The sequence below is a fragment of the Roseobacter sp. genome, assembly GCF_039970775.1.
Classification (GTDB): Bacteria; Pseudomonadota; Alphaproteobacteria; order Rhodobacterales; family Rhodobacteraceae; genus Roseobacter.
Genome location: NZ_JBDVLG010000053.1, coordinates 44,605 through 60,704 on the forward strand (window position 1 = coordinate 44,605; position 16,100 = coordinate 60,704).

At 56.9% G+C, this 16,100-nt stretch carries 15 protein-coding genes; 2 read left to right on the forward strand and 13 right to left on the reverse strand.

The window, feature by feature from the left end; translation table 11 throughout:
- Positions 1 to 24: 24 nt before the first annotated feature.
- A complete protein-coding gene (locus ABJH13_RS15045; RefSeq protein WP_348407040.1) occupies positions 25 to 1,791 on the forward strand; it encodes an ABC transporter ATP-binding protein in 1,767 nt (588 codons plus the stop codon).
- A gap of 21 nt (positions 1,792 to 1,812) precedes the next feature.
- Here the strand turns inward: ABJH13_RS15045 and ABJH13_RS15050 are convergent, their stop codons facing one another.
- From ABJH13_RS15050 to ABJH13_RS15080, 7 genes are all read right to left on the reverse strand, one after another.
- Complete coding sequence (locus tag ABJH13_RS15050; protein ID WP_348407041.1) at positions 1,813 to 3,186, reverse strand: phosphomannomutase; 1,374 nt, start codon at positions 3,184 to 3,186, stop codon at positions 1,813 to 1,815.
- Positions 3,187 to 3,219: 33 nt separating this feature from the next.
- The gene (rfbA, locus tag ABJH13_RS15055) at positions 3,220 to 4,086 is read right to left on the reverse strand and encodes a glucose-1-phosphate thymidylyltransferase RfbA (protein ID WP_348407042.1); all 867 of its coding nucleotides are present in this window, start codon (positions 4,084 to 4,086) and stop codon (positions 3,220 to 3,222) included.
- A 14-nt stretch (positions 4,087 to 4,100) separates the two neighbouring features.
- Positions 4,101 to 4,949 (reverse strand): dTDP-4-dehydrorhamnose reductase, encoded by an 849-nt coding sequence (rfbD, locus tag ABJH13_RS15060; RefSeq protein ID WP_348407043.1) that lies wholly within the window; start codon positions 4,947 to 4,949, stop codon positions 4,101 to 4,103.
- Positions 4,946 to 5,986 (reverse strand): dTDP-glucose 4,6-dehydratase, encoded by a 1,041-nt coding sequence (rfbB, locus tag ABJH13_RS15065; RefSeq protein ID WP_348407044.1) that lies wholly within the window; start codon positions 5,984 to 5,986, stop codon positions 4,946 to 4,948. Before rfbB ends, rfbD begins: the two co-directional genes overlap by 4 nt.
- A gap of 4 nt (positions 5,987 to 5,990) precedes the next feature.
- Positions 5,991 to 6,554: a dTDP-4-dehydrorhamnose 3,5-epimerase gene (gene rfbC, locus ABJH13_RS15070; RefSeq protein WP_348407045.1), complete on the reverse strand. Its 564-nt coding sequence runs from the start codon at positions 6,552 to 6,554 to the stop codon at positions 5,991 to 5,993.
- Positions 6,555 to 6,701: 147 nt separating this feature from the next.
- Positions 6,702 to 7,685, reverse strand: a complete 984-nt coding sequence (gene galE / locus ABJH13_RS15075; protein WP_348407046.1) for a UDP-glucose 4-epimerase GalE — start codon at positions 7,683 to 7,685, stop codon at positions 6,702 to 6,704.
- Positions 7,686 to 7,763: 78 nt separating this feature from the next.
- On the reverse strand, positions 7,764 to 8,777 hold the full coding sequence (locus ABJH13_RS15080; RefSeq protein WP_348407047.1) for an NAD-dependent epimerase/dehydratase family protein: 1,014 nt from the start codon (positions 8,775 to 8,777) through the stop codon (positions 7,764 to 7,766).
- A 320-nt stretch (positions 8,778 to 9,097) separates the two neighbouring features.
- Here ABJH13_RS15080 and ABJH13_RS15085 point away from each other — a divergent pair, with 320 nt between their 5' ends.
- Entirely contained in the window at positions 9,098 to 9,748 is a 651-nt protein-coding gene (locus ABJH13_RS15085) for a sulfotransferase family 2 domain-containing protein (protein ID WP_348407048.1), read from the forward strand.
- A 6-nt stretch (positions 9,749 to 9,754) separates the two neighbouring features.
- Here ABJH13_RS15085 and ABJH13_RS15090 read toward each other — a convergent pair whose 3' ends face one another.
- The 6 genes from ABJH13_RS15090 to ABJH13_RS15115 all read right to left on the reverse strand — a co-directional run.
- Positions 9,755 to 10,717: a glycosyltransferase family 2 protein gene (locus ABJH13_RS15090; protein ID WP_348407049.1), complete on the reverse strand. Its 963-nt coding sequence runs from the start codon at positions 10,715 to 10,717 to the stop codon at positions 9,755 to 9,757.
- 10 nt (positions 10,718 to 10,727) lie between these two features.
- Positions 10,728 to 11,588 (reverse strand): hypothetical protein, encoded by an 861-nt coding sequence (locus tag ABJH13_RS15095; RefSeq protein WP_348407050.1) that lies wholly within the window; start codon positions 11,586 to 11,588, stop codon positions 10,728 to 10,730.
- Complete coding sequence (locus ABJH13_RS15100) at positions 11,588 to 12,802, reverse strand: polysaccharide pyruvyl transferase family protein (RefSeq protein WP_348407051.1); 1,215 nt, start codon at positions 12,800 to 12,802, stop codon at positions 11,588 to 11,590. The genes ABJH13_RS15095 and ABJH13_RS15100 overlap by 1 nt, the downstream gene beginning before the upstream one ends.
- 94 nt (positions 12,803 to 12,896) lie before the next feature.
- Positions 12,897 to 13,775: a glycosyltransferase gene (locus ABJH13_RS15105; RefSeq protein WP_348407052.1), complete on the reverse strand. Its 879-nt coding sequence runs from the start codon at positions 13,773 to 13,775 to the stop codon at positions 12,897 to 12,899.
- Entirely contained in the window at positions 13,772 to 14,746 is a 975-nt protein-coding gene (locus ABJH13_RS15110) for a ParB N-terminal domain-containing protein (protein WP_348407053.1), read from the reverse strand. The genes ABJH13_RS15105 and ABJH13_RS15110 overlap by 4 nt, the downstream gene beginning before the upstream one ends.
- 129 nt (positions 14,747 to 14,875) lie before the next feature.
- Positions 14,876 to 16,100 (reverse strand): AAA family ATPase (locus ABJH13_RS15115; protein WP_348407054.1); only part of this gene is annotated, 1,225 nt, incomplete at its 5' end.

A 16,100-nucleotide genomic window follows, 5' to 3' on the forward strand; every position in this document is an offset into this window, starting at 1 on the left:
GCCCCAAAAACGAACAGAGCCAGCATGCTAAAACGGTGGATCGCCAAAAAGAACGACAGCATGATGTTGCGGCTGCTGCGCGAAAATTTCCAGCTGCAGGTCTTTAACTACGGGATCGCCATTGCTGCGATGGTCGTGATTGCTGTGACAACCGCGCTGACGGCGTGGATCATGCGCGACATTATCGATTCCATGATGGTGTCGGCCGATAACACCCAGGTTTTTATCGTGGCAGGCGCTGTTGCGCTGATTTTCTCTGTTAAAGGGGCGGCGACCTACATTCAGGTCGTGTTTCTAAGCCGCGCGGGCAACAGCATCGTCGCAACCCAACAACGCAACCTTTATGACCGCATCCTGCAGCATGGGGTGTCGTTCTTTAACGACCAAGATTCGTCGAACCTGCTGATGCGGGTCACCCATTCCGCACAAGCCGCCCGGTCGGTGATCGCCACGTTGGTGATGGGCTTTGTGCGCGATCTGCTGACGTTATTGGGTCTGATCGCGGTGATGATCTACCAACAGCCGACCTTGTCATTGTTTGCTCTGGTCTTCGGGCCTATTGCTTTGTTGGGTGTGCGCCGCCTGCTGAGCCGTGTGCGCAAGATCATGGAGGCCGAAATGATCTCGATGGCCGAGATCATCAAGGTGGTGCAAGAAACCTCTATCGGGATCCGCGTGGTCAAGGCCTTTGCCCTTGAAGACCGTATGGCCGCCCGCATGGACAGTGCCGTCAGCAACGTCGAAAGCCGCGCCAATGCGCTGTCCCGGCTAGAAGCCGCCACCAGCCCCTTGATGGAAACGCTATCAGGGTTTGCCATTGCAGCGGTGGTGGCGCTGAGTGCGGTCAATTTGTTTGGCGACACCGCCAACACCCCCGGCGAGCTGATGTCGTTTGTGACGGCCTTGCTGATGGCCTATGAACCGGCCAAACGGCTGGCGCGCATGCGGATCAGCCTAGAGGCCGGTATGATAGGGGTTGGCCTGATGTATCAGGTGCTGGATACCCCCGTCCCCGTGGTGCAAACCGCAAACCCAGTGGATCTGCCCCATGGGGCCACCGCCGTCGGGTTTCACGATGTCGGGTTTGCCTATGATGATGGCAGCGCCATTCTGGGCGGGCTTGATCTGACCTTTGAGGCGGGGCAAACAACCGCGCTTGTGGGGCCTTCGGGTGGGGGCAAATCGACGATCATGAATTTGATCATGCGCCTTTATGACCCCACATCGGGGCATATAGATATCGGCGGTTGCGATCTGCGCGATGCCACGTTCCGGTCTTTGCGGCAGAAAATCGCCTTTGTCGGGCAAGAGACGTTTTTGTTTTCAGGCACGGTTCAGCAAAATATCGCATTGGGCCGCGAAAACGCCACGCAAGACGATGTCATTGCCGCCGCCAAGGCCGCGAATGCGCATGATTTCATCGTCAAACTCAACGCGGGATACGACACTGATGTGGGCGAAAACGGTGGAAACCTATCTGGCGGGCAGCGCCAGCGGGTGGCCATTGCGCGGGCCATTCTGCGCGACAGCCCGATCTTGTTGATGGACGAAGCCACAAGCGCGCTGGATTCTGAATCCGAACATCTGGTCAAGGAAGCCCTAGACCGTCTGACCAAAGGCCGCACCACCATCGTGATCGCACACCGCCTGTCTACAGTGATCAACGCCGACAAAATCGTTGTGATCAAAGACGGTCGCGTCGCAGAGGCCGGGAAATTGGCCGACCTGCTGGCCCAAGACGGGTTGTTCCGCAAATTATACGATCATCAGTACAACCAAACCACGCCCTAACAAGCCCCCACAGGCCAGTAATCAAAGCGCCGCGCGCACCCTGCTCAACGCGTCGCTCAAGAGCTGCTGCGCCAACTGTGTGTCTTTTGTCTCTATATAGACCCTAAGTTCGGGTGCATTTCCCGATGGCCGCACATGGATCACATCCCCATCCGTCAAGATCATGCGCATCCCATCTGTCAGATCCAGACGGGCTTCGTCTTTGCCCATAAGAGCCAGAAAATCGGCACGTGTTTGCGGGTTCTGTTGCCATTGCGCCAACAGAGCTTGGCTTTTGTCTTGCGCGATGTTTTGCAACCGGTCTGCCACAGTCACCACTGCCGGTTCCTGCGCCACACGGGCGCGCAGACCACCGTCTTGACTGGCGTATAGCACCGTCAAAATAGGCAATGTACAGTCACGGGTCGCAAGGGGGCTAAGTGGGCCGGCCGGGCCTTGCGCCTCAAACCCCAGCAAGAACCCGCCATTGGCTTCATAGCCTACGACATCATCCGCGCCCGCCATCGCAGCGATCACATAAGGAGACCCGATTTGCGTCAACCGCACGTCTTTGATGCCTTTCAGCGTGATCCCACTGTTTGAAGATATCGGGGTCACAACCACCTGCGCGTGCAACGTTTGCGCCGTGATTTGGCCCAAAATATCGCCCGGAACGATACGCCCCTGCGCGTCCGCCATCAGGGGCCTGTCTGAATCTCCATCCGTTGAAACCAAGGCATCAAGGCCATGCGTCTTCACCCAATCCGCAATCTGGGCGCGCACCTCCGGATCAACCGCTTCGGTATCGACAGGTATAAACGTCTCTGAGCGGCCCAGTTCAAGGACCTCGGCGCCCAGATCCTTCAAAATGTGGATCAAAACATCACGCCCCACCGCGCTATGGCTATAAACACCAATGCGCTGACCAGACAATGCACCCGTGCCAAAGGCGTCTACATATCGTGCTATGTAGCGGTCTGTCGCCTTTGTATCAGTGTCTAAAGCCCCCTGCGCGATGGTTTCAGGTGTCTCTGTATTCCCCAAATGCGCCAAGATCGCAGCTTCATCCGACTTGTTGATCTCGCCAGACCGGACATAAAATTTCAACCCGTTGCGATCTGCGGGGATATGGCTGCCGGTGACCATAACCGCGCCCCCCTGCACCGCTTGGGCCGCCAGTGCCAACGCCGGGGTGGGCAAGGCCCCGCAATCAATCACCCGGCAACCAACGGCCCGGGCGGCGGCGATCACATCCCCCGCGATACGCGGCGAAGACGGCCTAAGGTCGCGCCCGACACAAAGAACCCCGCCTGTATCACACGCACGCACAAAGGCCTGTACATGATCAGAAATCAGATCTGGGGTCATACCCGTGACCAGCCCGCGCAAGCCGCTTGTGCCAAATTTGACAGACATAAGATGCAATCCGCTTTTGTTAAAACACTGGTTTTAGAGACTATCTAGATAGGTTCCATAGTCATTTTTGGCGTATTTCTTTGCCTCGCGGGCCAGATCTTCGCGGGTGATCCAACCTAACTGAAAGGCGATCTCTTCTGGGCAGCCGATTTGCTGACCTTGCCGCTGTTCGATCGTACGCACGAAATTCCCCGCATCCAACAGGCTGCCATGGGTGCCCGTGTCCAGCCAAGCATACCCCCGCCCCATGCGTTGCACCGTCAGGGATTGTTCCTCAAGGTACATCTCAAGCAGGGTGGTGATCTCGACTTCTCCGCGCGCCGAAGGTTCGACAGCGCGCGCCTTGGCCGGGGCCGCCCCATCGACGAAATACAACCCCGTAACCGCGAAATTCGACGGTGGCACAGGCGGTTTTTCGATAATGCCGCGCACCGTGCCCTTTGCATCGAAATCGACCACACCATAGCGTTCAGGATCGGCCACCTGGTAGCCAAAGACCGTGGCACCCATGGGCTGGTCATCTGCGGCGGCCATTAGATCGGGCAGCCCATGACCAAAGAAGATGTTGTCCCCCAGCACCAGCGCCGACGGCGCGCCATCCAGGAAGTCTTCGGCCAGAATAAAGGCCTGCGCCAACCCGTCGGGCGAGGGTTGTTCGATATATGTCAGGCTGATGCCCCATTGCGATCCATCCCCTAACATGCGTTGGAATTGGGCCTGATCCTGCGGCGTCGTGATCATCGCAATCTCTCGGATCCCTGCCAGCATCAGCACCGACAACGGGTAGTAGATCATCGGCTTGTCGTAGATCGGCAGCAGTTGTTTGGAGACCCCCAGCGTGATCGGATAGAGCCGCGTGCCCGACCCACCTGCGAGAATGATACCTTTGCGTTTGGTCATGGAAATCTCCTTTATTAGGCTCTGTTCAGGTCGGCCAGAACGTCGCCCAGCCCGGCGCGCCAATCGGGGCGCTTGAGGCCAAACACACGTTCAGTGGCCGTGCAATCGAGCCGGGAATTCAAGGGGCGTGTCGCCGGTGTCGGATAGGCAGAGGTCAAAATATCGGTCACCTCTACCGACAGGTCCGCCTGCGCAAAAATATCACGCGCGAAATCGGCCCAGCTGACGTCTGCTGCGCCGCTAAAATGATAGGTGCCGGCCTTGGTTGCGTCCTGCGCCAAAGCCTGCGCCATGGTCATACAAGCCGCGGCAATGGCACGCGCTGGCGTGGGCCCGCCGATTTGGTCGGCAACGATGCTCAACGCGTCCCGCTCGGCTCCGAGCCGCAGCATGGTTTTGGCAAAATTATTGCCATGGGCGGAAAACACCCAAGAGGTTCGCAGGATCGCACCGCGCCCACCTGCGCCGGTCACGCCGCGCTCGCCGCCCAGCTTGCTGGCGCCGTAAACCCCCAAAGGGCCCGTCGGGTCATCAGGGTGCCATGGGGCAGTGCCGCCGCCCTCAAAAACGTAATCCGTCGAGATGTGCACAAATGGCAGATCGCGCGCGGCCGCCGCAGCCGCCATCGCGGTGGGGGCCATCGCATTCACGATCATCGCTGTGTCGCGGTCGTCTTCGGCTTTATCGACGGCCGTGTAGGCCGCCGCGTTGATCACAGCCGCCGCGTCTGTGTTTGCGATAATCGCCTCGCAGGTGCTCGGGTCGGTCAGGTCGGCCTGATCGCGCCCCAAACACACCACATCGTCAAACCGGGCCAGTTCTGTCGCTACCTGCCCCGTTTTCCCAAAAACAAGAACCTTCACGCTTTGGCCCCAAGGCGTTGACCCACGCCGTCACGGGTTTGCAGCGCACGCCACCAGTCTTCATTGTCCAGATACCACTGCACGGTTTTTTCCAAACCTTCCTCAAGCGTCACCGATGGGCGCCAGCCCAATTCGGTGGCGATACGCGTGGGGTCAATTGCATAGCGCAGGTCATGCCCTGGACGGTCGGTCACAAAGCTGATTTGCTCTGCGTAGGGGCTGCTTTTGGGCCGTTTAGTGTCTAATATTGCGCAAATCATCCGCACAATGTCGATGTTCTTGGCCTCGTTTTCACCGCCGATGTTGTAACTGCGCCCCAAGGTGCCTTTTTGCAGCACCGTCAGCAACGCATCTGCGTGGTCTTCGACATAAAGCCAATCGCGCACGTTTTCGCCCGCCCCGTAAACAGGGATGTCCTTGCCCGCCAGCGCGTTCAGGATCACCACAGGGATCAGCTTTTCAGGGAAATGATAGGGCCCGTAGTTGTTGGAACAGTTGGTCATGACGACCGGCAAGCCATAGGTTTCGGCCCAGGCGCGCACCAGATGATCCGAGGCCGCTTTGGACGCAGAATAGGGACTACGTGGGTCATATGGCGTAGTTTCGGTGAATTGCCCGGTCTCGCCCAAGCTGCCAAACACCTCATCCGTAGAGATATGGTGGAACCGGAACTCATCTGGTTTACCCTGCGCCATCCAATAGCTGCGCGCGGCTTCCAGCATCTGGTAGGTGCCGGTGATGTTGGTCTCGATGAAATCACCGGGGCCATCAATAGACCGATCAACGTGGCTTTCTGCGGCCAGATGCATCACTGCATCGGGTTTATGGGTCGCAAAGATACGGTCCAGCGCGGCGCGGTCCCGTATGTCGGCCTGCTCAAAGACATAATCAGGGTGCTGTGCCGCGTCGGCCACGTTTTCGAGACAGGCAGCATAGGTCAGCGCATCCAGGTTGACCACCGCGTGGCCCTGCGCCACGGCTAGCCGTACAACGGCAGACCCGATGAACCCCGCCCCTCCGGTTACCAGCAGTTTCATGGGCTTATCCTTCATAGGTAAAAGGGCTGTCGAACTCAGCCAACCCCGAAGCGGCGGCGTCTTTTTCGGACAAAACAGGCTCTAACCCGTCTAAACCCCAATCAATTCCGATGTCTGGGCAATCAAAACGCACCGCTCCGTCACAGTCAGGCGCGTAGTAATCAGAACATTTGTAGATGATCTCGGTTTCGGGGGCGCGGGTGGCAAACCCATGTAGGAACCCAGCGGGTACCAACAACTGCTTGCCATTTTCAAAGCTAAGCTCGGCGCCCACCCATTGCCCGTAGGTGGGGGACCCTCGGCGGATATCCACCGCTACATCATAGAGCACACCGCGTCCGCAGCGCACCAGCTTGTCTTGGGCATGGGGCGGAGATTGGAAATGCAGGCCACGTACCGTGCCCACCTGCATTGACAGCGAATGGTTGTCTTGCACCCAATCATGATCAAGCCCGGCGTCCGCCATTTGGCGTTTGCTCCAGCTTTCGCTGAAAAACCCACGTGCATCACCAAACCGTTTGGGCGTGATAAGAAGAACGCCCGGCAATTTTGTCTGTTCAATCTGCAAACCAAAAACCTTTACACCACCACAATTGGCCCATCACCTACCAAGACCCGCGACACCTGTCATCCACAAAGGCCCGTGGCCGTTTACAAAGCCCTTCCCATCTAGGTCGGATGATGCAGGAAGCGGCACGCAGCCCCCTGCCCTCGGTTATTTATCGTAATGGCCAGACTGGTGCCAACGCCACGCATCGCCGATCATCGACGCAAGTGTCGAACGGTCTGGTTGCCAGCCCAGCTCGGCCTTGGCCCGCGAAGACCCCGAAACCAGCTTGGTGCAATCCCCCGCCCGGCGCGGACCTTCCGTTAACGGCACCGCGCGATTGGTCACGTTGTGACTGTGGTCAGCCACGTCGCGCACCGAGAACCCTGTCCCCGTACCGAGATTAAACACCCGGCTGGGCTTGTTGTCACGCAGCCAAGCCAACCCCAGCACATGCGCATCAACCAGATCGCAGACGTGCACATAATCGCGGATGCAGGTCCCATCCGGCGTGTCATAGTCTGTCCCGAAAATTGTCAGCGCCGCACGCTTGCCCGAAATTGCATCCAACATCAACGGAACCAGATGTGTCTCGGGTTGGTGGAACTCACCCACTTCTGCATCAGGGTCGGCCCCGGCCACGTTGAAATATCGAAAGATCACATGCCGCAATCCATGGGCGGCTTCAAAGTCGCGCAACATCTGTTCAATGGCCTGTTTGGATGCCCCATAGGCGTTGATCGGGCGTTGCATGCTATCTTCGTCCAGCACAACATTGTCTTGTTCGCCGTAGGTGGCACAGGTCGAAGAAAAGACCATCTGTTGGCACCCAGCCGCCACAGCCGCCTCGATCAGGTTCAACGACCCAGTGACGTTGTTGTGCCAGTACAGGCCCGGGTTCTGCATGCTTTCGCCCACTTGGCTCAGAGCTGCAAAATGCATGACCGCAATCGGGCGATATTCGGCGAACACTTCGTCTAGTCGTGCCCGGTCCAGGAGATCGCCGCGCGCAAAGGGGCCGAATTTAACCGCGTCTTCCCACCCGGTGACCAGGTTATCAAACGTCACCGGCAAATAACCCGCCGCCTTGAGCGCCTTACAAGCGTGCGAGCCGATATAACCAGCCCCACCCGTTACAAGTACCGTGTCCATATGCGCGTCCTCTCACTGGCAACCGCCAGCAGTTTTTCCTGTTTACAAAGCATCATGCAAGACACTCCAGCCGCCCCGTTAGACACCGTGATACTCGCGGAACCACGACACAAACTCGGCGATCCCATCGCGGAAATCCGTCTGTGGGGTGTACCCCGTCAGCGTTTGCAGCAAATCCGCATTGGCCCATGTGGCGGGCACGTCACCTGTTTGCATGGGCATCATGTTGCGGATGGCGGTTTGGCCCAGACACCGTTCGATTTCATCAATGAAATCCAGCAAGCGCACCTTGTCGGAGTTGCCAATATTGACCACCCGGAAGGGGGCAGCGGGGCTAAGGTTATCGCCAGCAATGGGTGGGGTGTCGGCACCGGGCAGCGCGGGCACCGCATCGATCAACAACCGAATGCCGCGCACCAGGTCCGTCACATAGGTGAAATCGCGGTACATCTCGCCGTTGTTGTAAATGTCGATGGGGCGCCCCTTGAGGATCCCGTCAGTGAATTTGAACAACGCCATATCCGGCCGGCCCCAAGGCCCATAGACGGTGAAAAACCGGAACATGGTGGTCGGCAGATCGTACAGATGCGCGTAGGAATGACCCATCGCCTCATTGGCCTTTTTGGTGGCCGCATAGATCGTCAGGGGGGTGTCGGCTTTGTCGGTTTCGGCAAAGGGCATGTCTTCGTTGGCGCCGTACACCGAAGAGGTCGAGGCCATCAGCAGGTGTTGCACTTTATGGGCGCGCGCGGCTTCCATGACATTGAAGGTGCCCACCACGTTGCTTTCGATGTAGGCGCGCGGGTTTTCGAGGCTGTAGCGCACACCTGCCTGCGCCGCCAAATGCACGATCACGTCGGGCTTGAAATCAGCCGCCGTTTTGGCAAAAAGGTCCGCGTCTTCCAGCATGCCGATGGTGGTTGTAAACCGTTCATTTTGCAGCAGCATTTGATGACGACGCTCTTTCAAGCGCACATCATAGTAATCGGTCATGCCGTCAAAGCCATGCACTCTAAAGCCTTCGTCCAGCAAAAGGCGGCTCAGATGGAACCCGATAAATCCGGCCGAACCGGTGACTAGAATATTCAACATGGCACTTTCCGTATCAGAGCAATTTTAGAATAACGAGGGCGCCGTAAATTTAATGCATATTTTTTGATGAGTCGTTGGCAAAAATACCCCAATCACATTCGCCGCAGGCTTTGGGGCGCTACCTATGTCACACCAGACCGGGCCACATAAGTGTTCTGCTGCTTATCTGGGTTTATGATGCATAAATTTAAGGCGAAATGACTGCGACCGCGCCCATCAATCACGTTTCGCGTGGCATAAAGAGGCTGGAACTCACCACATAAGAATGCGAGATGTTCTCACCTTGTGCTCAGCGTACCAGTCGAAAGGTTTCACGTTCTATGCCCGTACTACTCCGAAATGGCAAAGCGGCTTTGTTCATTCATATCCCTAAAACGGGGGGGTCGTCTCTTGAAAGAGACATGGCCGATCTGGGGTGGCGAGAGGTTTTGAGTGTGCGTGGTATCGCGGCTGATCGCTTGAGTTTCCTCAAGGCGTCTCCCCAGCATTTTCATGCGGAAATTATGGAGCATGTCCTTAATTTCAAAGCATTTTCATCCATTGTGGCGATCACACGCGACCCGTTTAATCGGCTAAAGTCTGAATATTATTGGCACTTCCGCAGATCCGACACATGGCCCGACCCTGCGACTTGGATCAAAGACATCCTCTGTCAGGCAAACGAGGACCCCAATGTGAACGACAACCACATACGCCCACAGGTCGATTTTATACCAAAAGACGTTGATGTAGATCTGTTCAAGCTCGAAGAAGACGGCGTGCGCAAGGCTAAAATTGCGATCTGTGGTGGGTTCGAAGAACCGCCGAAACCGTTCCTACACCGGCTGCGTAGCCCCAAAAAAGAGCACAAGAAGGCGTCGAAATACACACCCGAAATTGAGGCCGCTTTCGTCTCTCAACGCAGTATGATCACAGATTTTTATGCCGCGGACTATGCGCGATTTGGCTATGACCCTGCGGGGGGCAGCTAGGGCTCTTTAATACCCGACCAGCCAATCGCGGCGCGCGCGCCAAACCTCGGTTTGGGCGGTGGCCCGATCCACCCAGCGCCCGCCGCGCAGCTTGGCCAAAAGACCCAGCCCGAGTGTGCGCACCCCAACCGCGATCCACATCAACACCAACCCCAAAGGCACAAGCGCAGCAGGCCAGTGGTCGCGCACCAGCGTCGCGCGCGCCTTGGTGACCAACAAGATCTTGTCACCGCGTGTTTTACTGGCCGCCCCAACCACATGCATGATCTGCGCATCTGGGGTGATGGCCGGACGGTAGCCCTGTTTCGCGGCGCGCAAACACAGGTCTGCCTCTTCGCCATACATGAAATAGCGCAGGTCAAAGCCGTCTAGCTCATTCCAAAGCGACCGTTTGATCAGCAGAAAACACCCCACAACAATGTCCACCTCACGCACTGTGTCACGTTGCCAGCCCCCTATTGCCTCAGAATTCAACAATTCTGATTTAGGAAACAAGGTCGACAGCCCCAAGCTGCGACATAGCAGGCTCCAGGGTGTGATCCGCATCCAACACGACGCAATATTAAGCGACCCATCCGGGAACACCGTACGCCCCCCCCAAATGCCCGCCTGTGGCCGCGCCTGCGCAAAGGCCATCAGATTGTCCACCGCGCCGGGGTGACATTCGGTATCGGGGTTAAGCAGCAGCAACCATTCGGTCTCGACCTCGGACGCGACCACATTGTTGGCTTTGGCAAAGCCCAAATTATCAGGCGACGCGATGACCCGCGCCTGCGGAAAGGCCTCGGCCACGGCTTCGGCTGATCCATCGCTAGAGGCATTGTCAAAGACCACCACATTGATCGCCACGTTCTTGGTGGTTTCATAGAGCGAACGGATCGCGGTCAATGTCATGTCACGGGTATTATAGCTAATGACAATAACGGTGAGTTCTGCCTCTGTCAGAGACGGGTTTTGGCTGTCTGTCACGGGGTCTGCCTTATGTATTGTGGTCGGTCTTATTTGGCGGGGACAGCCGATGGCGCAATGCACGTAGCCCTGACAACCGGTCTAGCTTCCACCAGGCCCGCAATAGCTTACGCGTCGCCGGATGTAAAAATTCTTCCTCTGCGCGCTGGCCGCCTGCCCGCACCCGGCTGGCCCGCTGACCAATCGAATGAACAGCCACACCCGCGTCGTTCAAAACAAAATCGACAAAGGCCTCCGCATGCATCGGGCGCGGCCCCGTTTCGCAAAAATCACGCATCCGGGTGACACGGGTGCCATAGGCCTTGATCGCCTGCGCGCCCGCACAAATGGCAAAGCGGTCGTTGCGGCCGAACCACGCCTGCCACCAAGGCAACCAAACGCCGCCTTTCCCCGCCCGTGCCACACGCAAAGCTGCGCGCAAAGGTTTGGCCATACTGTCGTGATATTCCAGATCCGGGCGGGCAAAAATAACCACATCCGCCTGCCCCGCCATTTCAGTCACCTGTTTCAACGAATGCAATTGATGCACCAAATTGCGCAGCGATGTGAAATCTGTCCCCCAGAAATCGCCGAACGACTTGAGCCCCTCAAAGTCCCATTCGGCCAGGCAGGCCCCGGGGGCTTCTAATGCCACCTGATCCAACGGCAAAAGCTTGTGTTCATCCTGCTCGAGGGCGCCTGTTTCACCTGTGCGCGGGTTGTCGATCTGGGCCTGCTCGAAGAAATGCGCATATACGTGCACAGGGTGCCCCGTGGCCCGCGCCACATCCAACACGTGAGTTTCAATAGAAGGCAATGTGTGGCGCAATGATCGGGTGATCCCGAAAAAACAAACTGCAATCTGTATGGGGGTATCCGCCGCCTTGGCCATCAAACGGCACCTACGCGGGCAAGCATCGTTGCGAAACTGTTCCTATAGGTCTCTATTGTGCTGTTTGGGGTCACTTTTGGTGCTGCGACAAGCGCCTGATCTAGGCTATCGGCAATGGCCCCAACCCGCCGACCCGCAGGCATCTTGGCCGTATCCCAAGCGTCTCGGAACCCGGCAACCTTGCGCACCGAAGGCTCCAGCCCCACACGTGCACGTTTAAAGACAAAGGCCGTAATATAGCCATGCAGGCTGGTGCCAACATAGGCCTGCGACCCAGCAATCAACGCCATAATCTGATCTACGGTCAGGGTCTCAGGGGCGACCCCAAACCACGGCGTGTTGCCCAAACGGGCCTGCAACCGCAAAGAGGTGATTTGATCATCATGCGCCGAGGCACGCCCAATGGCAAAAGACAAAACCTGCAGCCCCGTCCGGCGATGGACCTCTCGCAACTGTTCGGCCACCACGTCATCGCAGTCACGCGACCAACGTTCGGCCAGTTGCACACAAAGATAGGGTGCGTCGTCCAGCCCCGCAGCCTTCAATATGGCGGCGCGTTCATGCAGGCGTGTGTCTTTGGATATCAGGTCAGACATGGTCACGGCGCTGTCTGGCACCACGTCCGGCATCGGCAATCCACGGCCCGCAACAGCCTGCGCTGTGGGCGTATCACGCACAGTTAACCAACTGGCCCGCTTTAACGCAGCCGTTTGCCAAGCAATAACCCGCGCGCCCAGACGTCCCGTACTGACGCCGCCAACCGCATTGTAAACCACCTGGGCAGGTTCCGAACCCGACGGCAAATCGCGGGGGTCCAATGTCCAGGGCTGTTGATTTTGGCACCCAAATACGCGGCGCCATATTGGCGTCCAAAACGCGTAGCGCGTCTTGTGGTGTAGCGTCATGATGTGTTTGCTAATTTTGGGCGAGACCAAATGTTCCACCATCTGCCCCCAACTGGGCGCCAAAAGCTCGCCACCGGTCAAAACCACCAAGTGGCGCGTATCGGCGCTAAGGCGTTGGCTGTAAAGTTCACTCAGCGGTTTGCAGACCACGCCACCTTCGGCGCGCAGATCTGCCCGCCGAAGGGCGTAAAAATCAATATCTGCCTTTGGCAACGCCTGTCGCAGTAAATGTTCAGAAATACGTGCAAACAGGACGTCTCCGTAATTGAAGCGATCAAATGCACCCACCAACGATACTTTCCAATTCATCTGCTTACTCCCACACACATTTACCTACTAAAAACTGTGTGGCGTAAGTTCGCTCAGATAGCAACGAAACCGGCTGCCAGCCCCTATATGGGGCTTATATCCGCCCAAAAACAGCCTGCTGGAACATCCAAGCCCCTCGCAGCCAGCGCAGTCTGAACAGCGTCACCGCTGCGCGATATTTCTCGCCCGGCATAAGAGATCCGTGGCGCAAGACCGTTGGTAAATGGGCAAAGGGGCTCGCAAACATCATCACGGCACGGCGCGCCCAGACCAAACGCCCCCTAAGTCCTGAGGCCTGCAAGCCAAAGGATTCTTCAACCAATCGCCGCCACTTGCGTTTCAATTCTGGCCAATCATTGCGTGACGGATGGCTGACCCGCAGGTCAGGAGCATAGCGCAACGCGCTGCCCGCAGCCGTTGCCCGAAGGCACCAATCAAGATCTTCGGACACCCCAACCCGAAAGACCCCGGTGCGTTCAAAGACCGCCCGTGTCGTCAGCAGATTGGCCGTGACAGAAAAGCCTTTGTTCAGCACGTAATTCTTTTGGTTGAAGGCAAACACGGCTTCAAACGCCTGTGCTCCGGTCAGCGGCGGTGCGGTTTCGTGAAAGACCGCAACATCCCCGCCAATAACAGCGTCATCCGCGACCGTTTCGCAAGCGACCGCAAACCAATCGCCGGCAGGCACGCAATCTGCATCCAGAAAAAACAGGTAAGGCGCGGTTGTGTCAGCCACGCCGCGATTGCGCGCGATGCCAGCCCCTTTTTGGGTTTCTGTGATGAACCTAACATCCGGGAATGCCTGGTGTATGGGCGCCAGATCGTCGGTTGAGCTATTATCAACAACAACAAGTTCGGCGCGCCCGTCCAGTTGATCGACAAGCGCGGATAAACACCGCTTGAGCCGGACCACATCGTTATAATGGGGGATAATAATAGCGTATTGGGGCGGGGTAGGGTGGTTGGATGTCATTTGTGTTTTGATACCAATGTTTCAATCTTGCGTATAAGTGCCGCATCAACACCCGCCCCCGTCAGCAACATATACCCTGGGCGGGCTTCAACCGTCACCGCCTTCTGGGGCGGGGTAGGCGGCACGGGTGCGCGACTGATCTGGGCGGGGCCCTGAACAGAGGCGATCAGCTGCGAGAGCGCGTCTTGTTCTTCTTCTGCGGTATTTGCCGGTGATTTTTGCAATTGTGCGGCAATTTTGGGTGCGGCATCGGTCTCTTCCGACAATCGTCGGACCAACGCCAGCCCTTGCCGTTCCGTGATGGCCGCAGGAAACCGCAGCGCATCGTCGAAAGCGGTGTACAGCACCAAGAATGAATTAATTTTCGATCGTTTCGCCCTGCTGGCCGACGCGAATAAATCGCGCACCGCATGTCGTGCCGTAGGAAAGGCTCCCTGTTCGGCGGCTTTTGCGGCAATTCGGGCCCGTTCATAATAGCTCAGGTTGGCCCGGATTTCGTTTTCCTCGACCATCGCCTTGTAGGCATCTCCTGCCGTATCAGGTTGTCGCACCAATGCCTGAACCACGGAAAACTGCGGGTCGGATGTCTCCTTTTGCAAGGCTTGCAACGCTTTCAGGCGGCGCCATCCTGAGATCAAGCCATATTTGCCGTCTCCCAAGTCCAGTACTTCAATCGGCATTTGCTGACCGCGCGCGCGCACACTATCGCGCAAGGCTATCATATCTTCGTCGTCTTCGGTCAACCGGTCACGCACAAGATGCTGCGGATCGACGCTCTCCAACGGTAACGACAAAATCATGCGCCCAGATGTTCGTGCCAAGCTCAGTTCGTGCGACACCTCATCAAAAGCAGCCTGCAGTGCGGTTTGTGCCGCCACATCCGCAATGGGGGCCCGAGGGCCACGCACATCTTGAGTTGGGCTGCCAACAGCGCCCATAGACATTGGTGAAAGGCGCTTACGTTTGGCCATAACATCTGCATCCTATGGTGAAAGATTGCGAAAACCTGTATTTATCAGAGTCTGATTTCAATATTATCAATAGCTTATCATTTAGTTGTTTCGCGTGCGAAACAATTGAAGCGATATCTGTATGCCCGATCATGGTGCCGCCTCTTCAGCACGGATTTCATCGCGCCGCCAAACGCCTAGCAGCAAGCGTTTGAAGTCTGCATAGGTCTCGTCAAATGTCGCGCGCCCACGGACATAGGTTTCGCGGTTGAAGTCTCTGTAGTCAGCCTCATAGATACCTGCGACTTGCTCTCCGGCTTGCCCGATCAGCGCAGTAAATCCTTGTCGGTTCGGGCTGAGCATAGGGCCTAGATACGCATGCATTACACCTGCCATTTCGGCTTGCTGGCTGCCATCATATCGGGTGATCACGCCGCGCACCGCATCCCAGCGAAACTTGAGCTCGGCGCGCCCCAATGCACGGGCAGCCATGTTTTCGGCCTCTTCGATTGAGGCAAAGGTGGCGTGGACCATATCGAAAAACCGCCCCGTTGAATCAAATTCCAGAAAGGACGCGCCTAAGGGAACCAATACAATATCTGCGGCGGCCAACCCATTGATGGTCAAATAACCCAGAGCAGGAGGCGTATCCAGAAACACCAGATCATACGCATCAAGCACGCCATCTGCTTGCAGGCTATCATGCAGGGCATCCCACATTTTCCATCCCCGTCCGGCCATCCGCCACACGGGAATTTGGAATTCAGACCAGTACAAATTGAGCTGCGCGGGAATGAGATCAATGTTGGGCCAATGGGTGCTTTGGATGATGTCTTGGGCGGTGATATCCAGCGCGGTTGTTAGCATCTCGTCAATGGCGTTAGGCGGGTCGCCACGGTCCATTCTGCGTTGATTGTCTTGGCGCAGGTAGCTGCCGTAATGACGGGCAAGTAAAGGGAAGATGGTCTGCCATTCGTCTTCTGCTTTTCCATTGAACACCGAGGTCATAGACCCTTGGCTGTCCAAATCGATCACCAGGACTTTGTAGCCATCAAGTGCGGCAGACATTGCAAGATGCGCGCATGTTGATGTCTTTCCGACCCCGCCTTTAAAGTTTGCCACAGCGGTGATTTTGGCAGGCTGTCCTTTAGGCCGGTAGGGGGCGTATTCTTTGGCTTTTGATCCTTCGGCACTGAAATGGGCGCGTAGTTCCAAGACCTGTTCAAGGGTAAACCATTTTGCGCCGCCTTCCGTTTCTGCGCGTCCTTGAGGTAAATCAGGGTTGGCTCTTAGCACTCGGCGAAAATATTGAGGGGCCACAGGGATTAAATATTTGGTGATTTCCCAGGTTGAAAACAGGCGTAGTTTTTTTTCG

Coding starts and splice junctions, on each gene's coding strand:
- ABJH13_RS15045 (WP_348407040.1), top strand. CDS start 25: ATGCTAAAACGGTGGATCGCCAAAAAGAACGACAGCATGATGTTGCGG.
- ABJH13_RS15050 (WP_348407041.1), bottom strand. CDS start 3,186: ATGTCTGTCAAATTTGGCACAAGCGGCTTGCGCGGGCTGGTCACGGGT.
- rfbA (WP_348407042.1), bottom strand. CDS start 4,086: ATGACCAAACGCAAAGGTATCATTCTCGCAGGTGGGTCGGGCACGCGG.
- rfbB (WP_348407044.1), bottom strand. CDS start 5,986: ATGAAACTGCTGGTAACCGGAGGGGCGGGGTTCATCGGGTCTGCCGTT.
- galE (WP_348407046.1), bottom strand. CDS start 7,685: ATGGACACGGTACTTGTAACGGGTGGGGCTGGTTATATCGGCTCGCAC.
- ABJH13_RS15080 (WP_348407047.1), bottom strand. CDS start 8,777: ATGTTGAATATTCTAGTCACCGGTTCGGCCGGATTTATCGGGTTCCAT.
- ABJH13_RS15085 (WP_348407048.1), top strand. CDS start 9,098: ATGCCCGTACTACTCCGAAATGGCAAAGCGGCTTTGTTCATTCATATC.
- ABJH13_RS15095 (WP_348407050.1), bottom strand. CDS start 11,588: ATGGCCAAGGCGGCGGATACCCCCATACAGATTGCAGTTTGTTTTTTC.
- ABJH13_RS15100 (WP_348407051.1), bottom strand. CDS start 12,802: ATGAATTGGAAAGTATCGTTGGTGGGTGCATTTGATCGCTTCAATTAC.
- ABJH13_RS15105 (WP_348407052.1), bottom strand. CDS start 13,775: ATGACATCCAACCACCCTACCCCGCCCCAATACGCTATTATTATCCCC.
- ABJH13_RS15110 (WP_348407053.1), bottom strand. CDS start 14,746: ATGGCCAAACGTAAGCGCCTTTCACCAATGTCTATGGGCGCTGTTGGC.